This is a genomic window from Mesorhizobium sp. M1A.F.Ca.IN.020.03.2.1, from assembly GCF_004023205.1.
Classification (GTDB): Bacteria; Pseudomonadota; Alphaproteobacteria; order Rhizobiales; family Rhizobiaceae; genus Mesorhizobium.
Window position 1 is genome coordinate 1 of the sequence record NZ_RZSV01000192.1, and the last position, 11,389, is coordinate 11,389.

10 protein-coding genes are annotated in these 11,389 nt (G+C 64.4%); all 10 read left to right on the forward strand.

From position 1 onward, the window contains the following. On the forward strand, positions 1–1,153 hold a 1,153-nt coding region (gene murF / locus EOA79_RS24345; protein ID WP_128293366.1), incomplete at its 5' end, for a UDP-N-acetylmuramoyl-tripeptide--D-alanyl-D-alanine ligase. A gap of 20 nt (positions 1,154–1,173) precedes the next feature. Then, positions 1,174–2,256, forward strand: a complete 1,083-nt coding sequence (mraY, locus tag EOA79_RS24350) for a phospho-N-acetylmuramoyl-pentapeptide-transferase (protein WP_066990736.1) — start codon at positions 1,174–1,176, stop codon at positions 2,254–2,256. Between the two features lie 9 nt (positions 2,257–2,265). Next, positions 2,266–3,666, forward strand: a complete 1,401-nt coding sequence (gene murD / locus EOA79_RS24355) for a UDP-N-acetylmuramoyl-L-alanine--D-glutamate ligase (protein ID WP_095783819.1) — start codon at positions 2,266–2,268, stop codon at positions 3,664–3,666. Next, the gene (gene ftsW / locus EOA79_RS24360) at positions 3,666–4,817 is read left to right on the forward strand and encodes a putative lipid II flippase FtsW (protein ID WP_067329044.1); all 1,152 of its coding nucleotides are present in this window, start codon (positions 3,666–3,668) and stop codon (positions 4,815–4,817) included. The genes murD and ftsW overlap by 1 nt, the downstream gene beginning before the upstream one ends. A 6-nt stretch (positions 4,818–4,823) precedes the next feature. Next, positions 4,824–5,948, forward strand: a complete 1,125-nt coding sequence (gene murG, locus EOA79_RS24365) for an undecaprenyldiphospho-muramoylpentapeptide beta-N-acetylglucosaminyltransferase (RefSeq protein WP_128293367.1) — start codon at positions 4,824–4,826, stop codon at positions 5,946–5,948. Beyond that, complete coding sequence (gene murC / locus EOA79_RS24370) at positions 5,945–7,351, forward strand: UDP-N-acetylmuramate--L-alanine ligase (protein ID WP_095824922.1); 1,407 nt, start codon at positions 5,945–5,947, stop codon at positions 7,349–7,351. Before murG ends, murC begins: the two co-directional genes overlap by 4 nt. After that, complete coding sequence (gene murB / locus EOA79_RS24375) at positions 7,348–8,313, forward strand: UDP-N-acetylmuramate dehydrogenase (RefSeq protein WP_095824921.1); 966 nt, start codon at positions 7,348–7,350, stop codon at positions 8,311–8,313. The genes murC and murB overlap by 4 nt, the downstream gene beginning before the upstream one ends. A 310-nt stretch (positions 8,314–8,623) precedes the next feature. Further along, the gene (locus EOA79_RS24380) at positions 8,624–9,550 is read left to right on the forward strand and encodes a D-alanine--D-alanine ligase (RefSeq protein WP_127335677.1); all 927 of its coding nucleotides are present in this window, start codon (positions 8,624–8,626) and stop codon (positions 9,548–9,550) included. Further along, the gene (locus EOA79_RS24385) at positions 9,538–10,479 is read left to right on the forward strand and encodes a cell division protein FtsQ/DivIB (RefSeq protein WP_095824919.1); all 942 of its coding nucleotides are present in this window, start codon (positions 9,538–9,540) and stop codon (positions 10,477–10,479) included. The genes EOA79_RS24380 and EOA79_RS24385 overlap by 13 nt, the downstream gene beginning before the upstream one ends. Beyond that, a partial coding sequence (gene ftsA / locus EOA79_RS24390; RefSeq protein WP_128293369.1) for a cell division protein FtsA occupies positions 10,476–11,389 on the forward strand: 914 nt, incomplete at its 3' end. The genes EOA79_RS24385 and ftsA, both read left to right, overlap by 4 nt.

The window sequence follows — 11,389 nt, forward strand, 5'->3', positions numbered from 1 at the left end:
GGAAAAGCTCGGCATTGCGGCGCGCGCTCGCTCACGGGCCAAGATCATCGCGGTGACCGGCTCTGCGGGCAAGACGACCACAAAGGAAGCGCTGCGCCATGTGCTGTCGGCGGTCGGCAAGGTGCACGCCTCGGCGCAGTCGTTTAACAATCACTGGGGCGTGCCACTTACCTTGGCGCGCATGCCCGCAGACTGCGACTACGCGATCTTCGAGATCGGCATGAATCATCCGGGCGAGATAAGGCCGCTGGTCAAGATGGTGAGGCCGCATGTCGCGATCGTCACGCTGATCGCGGCCGCCCATCTCGGCTTCTTCAAGAATCTCGACGAGATCGCCATGGCCAAGGCCGAGATTTTCGAGGGCATAGAGGCCGGCGGCGCCGCGCTGCTCAATCGCGACGATCCGCGTTGGAAGCTGCTCGGGAAAGTGGCCAAGGATGCAGGTGTCGAGCATGTCTTCGGCTTCGGCGAGAACGCCCGCTCGGCCTTTCGTCTTGTTGGCTGCGACCTTTATGCCGATCACTCCGATATCGCGGTCAAGATCGGCAAGAGGGACGTGACGGCCCGTGTGGGGGCGCCCGGCCGCCACATCGTGCAGAATGTGCTGGCGGTGCTTGGCGCCGCGCAACTGGTCGGCGCCGATCTCGACAAGGTCGCGGCGGCGCTCGCCGATCTTTCGGCCGAGCGCGGGCGCGGCCGGCGCCACATTTTGCGCCATCCGAACGGTCCGATCACGCTGATCGACGAGAGCTACAATGCCAATCCAGCGTCGATGGCGGCAGCCATGGCGCTGCTCAACGCCACGCCGGTATCGGGCGAGGGCAGGCGCATCGCCGTGCTTGGCGACATGCTGGAACTCGGCAGCCATTCGGCGAAGCTCCACGCGGCCCTTGCCGAACTTATTGTCGGCACAGAAACGCGCAACGTCTTTCTCGGCGGCCCGGAGATGCGGGCACTGGCCGAGGTTTTGCCTTCGGATGTCGAAACCGAGTACCGGCCAGGAGCCGAAGAGCTGAAGCCCGTCGTCATGTCGGCGATCAGGCCGGGTGACGTGGTGATGGTCAAGTCGTCGAAAGGCATCGGCTTTTCAAAGCTGGTCGAGGCATTGCTCGGCAAATTTCCGGCGGAAGCCGCAACCATTGAACCGACCTGAGGTCGGGATCCGGGGGACCGATGCTCACTTTACTCGTTGATTTCGCGGACAAGATCTCGGCCTTTAATGTCTTCCGCTACATCACCTTTCGCACCGGCGGTGCGCTGATCACTTCGGCGCTGATCGTCTTCATATTCGGACCGACCATCATCAATTCGCTGCGGCTTCGCCAGGGCAAGGGGCAGCCGATCCGCGCCGACGGACCGCAGACACATTTCAAGAAGGCCGGAACGCCGACGATGGGCGGGCTGATGATCCTGTCCGGCATCATCGGCTCCTCGCTTCTGTGGGCAAACCTCTCCAGCATCTATGTCTGGGTGGTGCTTTTGGTCACCGTCGGCTTCGGCTCGATCGGTTTCTACGACGACTATCTCAAGGTGACGAAACAGTCGCATCTGGGCTTCTCCGGCAAGGCGCGGCTGGCGATCGAATTCGTTGTCGCCGGCATCGCGGCCTGGGTGATCATGCACAATGGCCAGGCGCCGTTCTCGTCGTCGCTGACCTTCCCGTTCGCCAAGGAATTCCTGATCAATCTCGGCTGGTTCTTCGTGCCGTTCTCCTGCTTCGTGATCGTCGGCGCCGGCAATGCGGTGAACCTGACCGACGGTCTGGACGGGCTGGCGATCGTGCCGATCATGATCGCTGCGGCATCGTTCGGCGTCATCGCCTATCTTTCCGGCAACGCGGTGTTCGCCGAGTATCTGCAGATCCATTTCGTTCCGGGCACCGGCGAACTGGCGGTCGTGCTGGGCGCCGTCATCGGCGCCGGCCTCGGCTTCCTGTGGTTCAACGCGCCGCCGGCCGCGATCTTCATGGGCGACACCGGCTCGCTTGCCATGGGCGGCCTGATCGGCACCATCGCTGTCGCCACCAAGCACGAGATCGTGCTGGTCATTGTCGGCGGCCTGTTCGTGGTGGAGATCCTGTCGGTCATCATTCAGGTCGGCTACTTCAAGATGACCGGCAAGCGCGTCTTCCTGATGGCACCGATCCATCACCATTTCGAAAAGCTCGGCTGGACCGAGAGCCAGGTGGTGATCCGCTTCTGGATCATCGCCGTCATCCTGGCGCTGGTCGGCCTCTCCACCCTCAAGCTCAGATAGGATGCCCGCTTGATCGCCGCCGCTTCCTTTGCAGGCAAACGCGTTTCGCTCTTCGGGCTCGGCGGATCGGGGATTGCGACCGCGCATGCGCTGATCGCCGGCGGCGCCGAGATCCTCGCCTGGGACGACAATCCGGACAGCGTCGCCAAGGCGGCAGCCGCCGGGATCGCGACCGGCGACCTGCGCGGCGCCGACTGGTCGCGCTTTGCGGCCTTCGTCCTGTCGCCCGGGGTGCCGCTCACGCATCCGAAGCCGCACTGGACGGTGGAACTGGCGCGCGGCGCCGGCGTCGAGGTGATCGGCGACATCGAGCTGTTCTGCCGCGAGCGCATCCAGCGCGCGCCGGCCGCACCCTTCGTCGCGATCACCGGCACCAACGGCAAGTCGACGACCACGGCGCTGACGGCGCATATCTTGAAGTCGGCCGGACGCGACACCCAGATGGGCGGCAATATCGGCCGCGCCATCATGACGCTCGATCCGCCCGAGGCCGAACGGCACTATGTGGTGGAGTGCTCTTCCTACCAGATCGATCTCGCGCCCTCGATCAATCCGACCGCCGGCATCCTGCTCAATCTGACGCCCGACCATCTCGACCGCCACGGCACCATGGCGCATTACGCCTCGATCAAGGAAAGGCTGGTCGCCGGCAGCGACACCGCGATCATCGGCGTCGACGATTCCTGGTGCGCCCAGATCGCCGACCGGCTGGAGCGGGCAGGCCGGCAAGTGATCCGCATTTCCAAGCGCCTGCCGCTGACCGACGGCTATTTCGCTGACGGCACGAATCTGATGGAAGCCGTGCACGGTCGCTACAGCCGCATCGCATTCCTGGAAGGCATCGGCTCGCTGCGCGGCCAGCATAATGCGCAGAACGCGCTCGCCGCCGTGGCCGCCTGCCTCAGGGTCGGGCTGGAACTCGGCGAGATCCAGGCGGGGCTGGAAAGCTTCCCGGGGCTGGCGCACCGCATGGAGCAGGTGGGCCGCAAGGATCATGTGCTGTTCGTCAACGATTCCAAGGCGACCAATGCCGATGCGGCGGCTCCCGCGCTGTCGAGCTTCAACCGCATCTATTGGATCGCAGGCGGCCTACCCAAGGAAGGCGGGATAGAGCCGCTGCGCGGTTTCTTCCCACGCATCGCCAAGGCCTATCTGATCGGCGAGGCCGCTCCCGCTTTCGCCGCCACGCTCGGCGAGGCGGTGCCTTACGAAATTTCCGGAACGTTGGCGGCCGCGGTCGAGCACGCCGCCCATGACGCCGCGGGCGACACCGGCGGCGAGGCCGTCGTCCTGCTTTCGCCGGCCTGCGCCAGTTTCGACCAGTTCAAGAATTTCGAGGTTCGCGGCGAAGCCTTCAGGCAAGCTGCGACTGCTATTGATGGGGTGAAACCCATCGGAGGGCCACGTTGATGCAAAGCCGTCTCGACAAAAGTCCGGTCGCAACCTGGTGGTGGACGATCGATCGCTGGTTCCTGGCGGCATTCCTGTCGCTGATGGGGCTCGGCATCGTCTTGTCCTTCGCCGCAAGCCCGGCGGTCGCCGAGCGCATCGGTCTCGACAGCTTCCACTTCGCCACAAGACAGATCATCTTCACCATCCCGGCGCTCGTCGTGATGCTCGCGGTTTCCTTCCTGGAAGCGCGACAAATAAGGCGCATGTCGCTGGCGATGATCTGCATCATGCTGGTGCTGATGGTGGCGGTTCTCTATATCGGCGTCGAGGTGAAGGGCGCGCGGCGCTGGGTATCGCTCGCCGGGCTCTCGATCCAGCCGTCCGAGTTCCTGAAGCCGGCCTTTGTCATCATTTGCGCCTGGCTGTTTGCCGAGCACAAGCGCCAGCCAGACATTCCCGGCAATCTGTTCGCCATGCTGCTGCTGGCCTTGGTGATCTCGCTGCTGATCGCGCAGCCGGATCTCGGCCAGACCATGCTGGTGCTGGGCACCTGGGGCGTGATGTTCTTCATGGCCGGCCTGCCGTGGTTCTGGATCGTCGCGCTGGGGGCTGCCGGCGTCGGCGGCGTGTTCGCGGCCTATACAGTGTTTCCGCATGTGGCCGCCCGCATTGACAAGTTCCTCACCGGCGAAGGCGACACTTTCCAGGTCGACATGGGCCGCGAGGCGCTGATCAATGGCGGCTGGTTCGGCGTCGGCCCAGGCGAGGGCACGGTGAAGCGGGTCATCCCCGACAGCCACGCCGACTTCGTGTTTTCGGTCGCGGGCGAGGAGTTCGGGCTGATCATGTGCTTCTTCATCATGTCGATTTTCGCTTTCATCGTGCTGCGCGGATTGAGCATCGCGCTCAAGGAGCATGACGACTTCACCCGTTACGCCGTCGGCGGGCTCGTCACCATTTTCGGCTTGCAGTCGGCCATCAACATGTGCGTGAACCTACAGTTGATGCCGGCCAAGGGCATGACGCTGCCCTTCATTTCCTACGGCGGCTCCTCGCAGATCGCGATTGCCGTCTCGATGGGCATGGTGCTGGCGCTGACGCGCAGGCATCCCGAAAAGCGCAAGCAGATTGGCTACGCCTTCTCGCAGCGCGCCATGCCGGCGGAATGAGGCGGGATGTCGAGGGGTGTCATCCTGCTGGCGGCCGGCGGAACGGGCGGACATCTGTTCCCAGCCGAGGCGCTTGCGCATGAGCTGATCGAGCGGGGCTGGGAGGTGCATCTTGCCACCGACCGCCGCGCGGAGCGCTACTCCGGCCACTTTCCCGCCGCCGCGATCCACTCCATCCGCTCGGCGACTTTGGGTTCGAAGAATCCCTTCGCCGTGCTCGCTTCCTTCTGGACGATCTGGCAAGGCGTGCGGCAAGCGGGGCGTGTCATCGCCAGGATCAAGCCCGACGCCGTCGTCGGCTTCGGCGGCTATCCGACATTGCCGCCGCTCTATGCGGCGACACGGCGCAAGGTGCCGACGCTGATCCATGAGCAGAACGCCGTCATGGGACGTGCCAACAAGGCGCTGTCGAGCCGGGTCGATGCGATTGCCGGCGGGTTCCTGCCGGAGGGGGAAAGCGCGGCCGGCGCCAAGACGGTGACCACGGGCAATCCTGTGAGGCCGCAGATACTTGAAGCGGCGAAATCGCCTTATGTCGCGTCGGATGCCAGCGAGCCGTTCCGCTTCCTGGTCTTCGGCGGCAGCCAGGGTGCGCAGTACTTTTCCGATGCTGTGCCGGCGGCGATAGCGCTTTTGCCCGAAGCGCAGCGCAAGCGGCTGGCGATCACCCAGCAAGCGCGCGCGGAAGACGTGGCGCGAGTGAAGACCGCCTATGCCGATCTCGGCGTCGACGCGCAGGTCTCGCCCTTCTTCACCGATATGGCGGCGCGCATGGCGGCCGCACATCTGGTGATGTCGCGGTCCGGTGCCTCGACCGTATCGGAGATCGCGGTCATCGGCCGCCCGGCGCTGCTGGTGCCTTACCCGCATGCGCTCGATCACGACCAGGCGGCGAATGCCGCGGCACTTGCCGCCGCCGGTGGGGCCGAGGTCCATCAGCAATCGACGCTCTCGGCCGAGCGGATCGCCGCGCTGGTCGGCGGGCTGATGGAGGATCCCGGCCGGCTGACCGCAATGGCTGCGGCTGCCCGCTCGGCCGGAAAACCCAACGCGGCGCGGTTGCTCGCCGATCTGACAGAGGCTATTGCGTCCGGCAAAACGGTTTCCGACTACAGGAGGACGCGCGCATGAAGATGCCGCAGACGATCGGCCTCGTGCATTTCATCGGCATCGGCGGCATCGGCATGAGCGGCATTGCCGAGGTGCTGCACAATCTCGGCTACAAGGTGCAGGGCTCCGACCAGGCGGACGGCGCCAATGTGCAGCGGCTGCGCGACAGGGGCATCGAATGCTTCGTCGGCCACAAGGCCGAGAACATCGGCGAGGCCGAGGTGGTCGTGGTGTCGACCGCCATCAAGAAATCCAACCCCGAGCTCAAGGCGGCGCGCGAGAAACTGCTGCCGGTCGTGCGCCGCGCCGAGATGCTGGCCGAGCTGATGCGCTTCCGCCAGGCGGTCGCCATCGGCGGCACGCATGGCAAGACGACGACCACCTCCATGGTCGCGACGCTGCTCGAAGCCGGCGGGCTCGATCCGACCGTCATCAATGGCGGGATCATCAACGCGTATGGTACCAATGCCCGCATGGGTGACGGCGAGTGGATGGTGGTCGAGGCCGACGAGAGCGACGGTACCTTCCTCAAGCTGCCGGCCGACATCGCCGTCGTCACCAACATCGACCCCGAGCATCTCGACCACTATGGCAGCTTCGACAAGGTGCGCGAGGCCTTCCGCCAGTTCGTCGAGAACGTTCCGTTCTACGGTTTCGGCGTGATGTGCACCGACCATCCGGAGGTGCAGGCGCTGGTCGGCAGCATCGAGGATCGGCGCGTCATCACCTATGGCGAGAATGCCCAGGCCGACGTGCGCTTCGCCAATCATCGCATGGACGGAGCTACATCCGAGTTCGACGTGGTGATCCGCGACCGCAAGGGACGGGGCACGACGACGATCACAGGTCTGCGACTGCCCATGCCCGGCCGCCATAATGTCTCCAACGCGACGGCGGCGATCGCGGTCGCGCACGAGCTCGGTCTGTCCGCCGAAGCCATCAAGAAAGGCCTGTCATCCTTCGCCGGCGTCAAGCGGCGTTTCACGCACACCGGTTCCTGGAACGGCGTCGAGGTCTTCGACGATTACGGCCACCACCCGGTGGAGATCGCGGCGGTGCTCAAGGCCGCGCGCGGGGCCACAAAGGGCCGCGTCATCGCGATCGCGCAACCGCACCGCTTCACCCGGCTGCACGACCTGTTCAATGAGTTTTCCGTCTGCTTCAACGATGCCGACACGGTCATGGTGGCGCCCGTTTACGCGGCCGGCGAGGAACCGATCGAGGGCGTGACCTCGGACGCGCTGGTGTCGCGCATCCGTGCCGGCGGCCATCGCGACGCGCGCTATATCGAAGGCCCGACGGCGGTCGCGCCGGCCGTCCGCGAACTTGCCAAGCCCGGCGACTTCGTCATCTTCCTTGGCGCCGGCAACATCACGCAATGGGCCTATGCGCTGCCCAAGGAACTCTGTGGGGCCCCCTCATGATGCGCGGCCAGGACCTGATCGACAAGCTCGGCGACAAGCTTGCCGGCCTGCGCGGCCGCGTCACGCCCAATACCGAGATGGACAAGATCACCTGGTTCCGTGCCGGTGGGCTGGCGGAAGCGCTGTTCCAGCCGGCCGACGAGGAGGACCTCGCGGCCTTCCTGCGCGCGGTGCCGGAGGAAATCCCGATTACGGTCGTCGGCGTCGGCTCAAACCTTCTGGTGCGCGACGGCGGCATCCCCGGTTTTGTGGTGAGGCTCTCCGCCAAGGGCTTCGGCGAGGCCGAAGTCACCGGATCGACCACCATCAAGGCTGGCGCGGCAACGCCGGACAAGCGTCTGGCCGCCGTGGCTTATGAAGCCGGCATCGGCGGGTTCCATTTCTATCACGGCATTCCGGGCGCTGTCGGCGGGGCGCTGAGGATGAACGCTGGCGCCAATGGCGTCGAGACGCGCGAGCGCGTGGTCGAGGTGCGGGCGCTCGATCGCGCAGGCAATGTCTATACGCTGAGCAATGCGGATATGGGCTATGCCTACCGCCATTCGTCGGCGCCTGGCGGGTTGATCTTTACCTCCGCCATCTTCGAGGGCATCCCGCAAGACAAGGTTGCGATTAAGGCGGCGATGGATGCCGTGCAGAACCATCGCGAGACGGTGCAGCCGATCCGCGAGAAGACCGGCGGTTCGACCTTCAAGAACCCGGAAGGCTCGTCGGCGTGGAAAGAGATCGACAAGGCCGGCTGCCGCGGGCTGATGATCGGCGGCGCGCAGATGTCTCCCATGCACTGCAACTTCATGATCAACACCGGCACGGCGACCGGCTACGATCTCGAATATCTCGGCGAGACGGTGCGCGCGCGGGTGCTGGAAAATTCGGGCATCCGCCTGCATTGGGAGATCAAGCGGCTGGGCAACTTCCGGCCGGGTCACGCGGTGCAGGAGTTCCTGGGCCAGCTTCTTTAGCTCGCTGCGATGTTCAAGTAGTGCTTGAACTTGCGTCGTCGGCGACGCCGTCAAGCGTTACCGCAAAGACTCAACAACACACTTTTCTCGCCCGTTTTCGCGGAAAGTGAATCTCTCGGAATCATAGGTACTTGCCAGGGAATCAACTCTCTGATTCTCTGCTCTAAAGCGTTTCCTGATTTGAGTCGTTTGACGCGTTACCCGCGTTTTCCGTCTGGGGGGCAACCTGCCGGAAGACTCGGACTCAATGTGCGGAAATGTTGCGTGCGGAAATATTGGTTGCAGGCCCGGCGTGAGAGGGGAAGGCGGGATGAAGAAGAAGCATGTGGCTGTTCTCCTGGGGGGATTTTCCTCGGAGCGGCCCGTGTCTCTGTCGTCGGGGAAGGCATGTGCGGATGCGCTCGAGAATGAAGGCTATCAGGTCACCCGCGTCGATGTTTCGCGCGATGTCGGGTCTGTGCTTGCCGAGCTCAAGCCCGATGTCGCCTTCAACGCCCTGCATGGCCCGTTCGGCGAGGACGGCACCATCCAGGGAATTCTCGAATATCTCGGAATTCCCTACACCCATTCGGGTGTGCTCGCTTCGGCGCTGGCCATGAACAAGGAGCAGGCCAAGAAGGTCGCCAAGGCGTCCGGAATTCCCGTCGCGGAATCGAGGGTGGTCAACCGCTTCTCCGTCCAGAACAAGCATCCGATGAAGCCGCCTTACGTGGTGAAGCCGGTCAATGAAGGCTCGAGCTTCGGCGTCGTCATCGTGCACGAGGGGCAGTCGCATCCGCCGCAAGTCATCGGCTCGTCCGAATGGAAGTATGGCGAGATCGTCATGGTCGAGCGCTACATCCACGGGCGCGAGTTGACCTGCGCGGTGATGGGTGACGTGGCGCTTGGGGTCTGTGAAATCATCCCGACCGGTCATTCCTTCTACGACTACGATTCAAAGTACGTCCCGGGTGGATCAAAACACGTAACCCCTGCAAAAATTTCACCGAATATTTACCAAAAAATACAGACACTGGCCCTCAAGGCTCATCTTGCTATCGGTTGCCGGGGCGTTTCCCGGTCGGACTTCCGTTACGACGACCGTCACTCCGAAAACGGCGAGGTTGTCTGGCTCGAGATCAACACCCAGCCGGGCATGACGCCGACGTCTCTGGTGCCTGAAATCGCCGCGCAAGCGGGGCATTCGTTCGGCGAATTGTTGAGTTGGATGGTGGAGGACGCTTCGTGTCTGCGTTGAGGTGGGGCCAGGGCAAAGGTCGCGGGACTGGACCTGCGCGGTTCGGCGTGCCGCTATCGTTCGACCATTTCGTGTTGCCGCGCCAGCTGCGGCGGCCGGTGCGTTTGCTTGCCCGTCTCTGCGATGGCGAGTACGAGGCGCCGCGTTTTTCGGCTGCGATCCTCTCGGCTGCCTTGTTGGTTTCCGCCGGCGCCTATGGGGCCTATCTCGGCGGCTACGCCGACATCATCGTGCAGGGCGTGACGGCCCGAACCGGTTTTGCCGTCGACCAGATCAAGGTCGTCGGCAATCGCCAGACTTCCGAGATCGATATCCTGGACCGCCTCGGCCTCGATGGCTGGACGTCGCTGATCGGCTTTGATGCCGAGGCTGCGCGCGAGCGCATCGCGACATTGCCTTGGGTCGAGGTTGCAGCGGTGCGCAAGATCTATCCTCATACGCTCGAGGTCCGTGTCGAGGAGCGTGAGCCCTTCGCGCTCTGGCAGCAGGGCAATTCGCTTTCGGTCATCGAGCGGTCGGGCGAGGTGATCGCGCCGTTCTCGGGCGGCAAGCAGGCTTTGCTGCCGCTGATCATCGGCACGGGCGCGCCGGCCAAGGCACCGGATTTCCTCGAGAGGATCAAGCGCTATCCCGAGCTGGCGGCGCGGGTCAAAGGCTATATCCGTGTCGGCGAGCGGCGCTGGGATCTCAAGCTGGAGAACGGCATCACCGTGAAGCTGCCGGAAGACGGCGAGGATCAGGCGATCGCCGAGCTCGTCAAGCTTGATCATGACAACGGGCTGTTGACGCGCGACATCGCTGCCGTCGACATGCGGTTGTCCGATCGCCTGGTCGTCGAGCTCTCGCCGGAAGCTGCGACGCAGCGCGAAGCCGCGCTCAGCGACAAGCCGAAGACCCTGATGAAACGCAGGCCGGAGACGAAGATATGAGCTGGCTTGGCGGCGGCGGTGATGCCTCTTCGCGCCGGTCGGGCACGCTGACGGTGCTCGATGTCGGCTCGAGCAAGGTCTGCTGCGTGGTGGCGAAGCTGAAGCCGCGCGAGGACGGCAAGCTGTTGCGCGGACGCTCGCATCGCATCCAGGTGATCGGCATCGGCCATCAGAAGTCGCAGGGAGTTAAGTCGGGCGTCGTGGTCGATCTCGACCGCGCCGAGCATGCCATCCGTCTCGCCGTCGACGCCGCCGAGCGCATGGCGGGGCTCACCGTCGATTCCCTTATCGTCAACATGACGGCCGGCCGGCTGAAGAGCGAGGCCTTTTCGGCAACCATCAATCTCGGCGGCCATCAGGTCGAGGAAGCCGACATCAAGCGCGTGCTCGCTGCCGGCGCCAAGCAGGCGCTGCGGGCCGAGCGAGAGGTGGTTCATTCGCTTCCCGTCGGCTTCTCGCTCGATGCCGAGCGCGGCGTGCGGGATCCCCGCGGTATGGTCGGGGAGACGCTGGGCGTCGATATGCATGTGCTGACCGGCGATGCTGCGCCGATGCGCAATCTCGAGCTTTGCATCAACCGCTCGCATCTGTCGGTCGAGCGCATGGTGGCAACGCCGTATGCCAGCGGTCTCGCGGCTTTGGTCGACGACGAGCTCGAAATGGGCGCGGCCTGCATCGATATGGGCGGCGGCACGACCACGATCTCGGTGTTCTCGGAAGGCAAGTTCGTGCATGGCGACGCCATCGCCATCGGCGGCAATCATGTGACGCTCGACATGGCCAAGGGGCTGTCGACTTCGCTCGACGCCGCCGAGCGGCTGAAGGTGATGCATGGCTCTGCGCTGCCGGGCAGTGCGGACGACCGCGACCTGGTTTCCATCCAGCCGATCGGCGAGGAGGGCGAGCTGCC

Excerpts from the sequence above, each read along its gene's own strand:
- mraY (WP_066990736.1), top strand. The coding sequence starts at position 1,174 with ATGCTCACTTTACTCGTTGATTTCGCGGACAAGATCTCGGCCTTTAAT.
- ftsW (WP_067329044.1), top strand. The coding sequence starts at position 3,666 with ATGCAAAGCCGTCTCGACAAAAGTCCGGTCGCAACCTGGTGGTGGACG.
- murG (WP_128293367.1), top strand. The coding sequence starts at position 4,824 with ATGTCGAGGGGTGTCATCCTGCTGGCGGCCGGCGGAACGGGCGGACAT.
- murC (WP_095824922.1), top strand. The coding sequence starts at position 5,945 with ATGAAGATGCCGCAGACGATCGGCCTCGTGCATTTCATCGGCATCGGC.
- murB (WP_095824921.1), top strand. The coding sequence starts at position 7,348 with ATGATGCGCGGCCAGGACCTGATCGACAAGCTCGGCGACAAGCTTGCC.
- EOA79_RS24380 (WP_127335677.1), top strand. The coding sequence starts at position 8,624 with ATGAAGAAGAAGCATGTGGCTGTTCTCCTGGGGGGATTTTCCTCGGAG.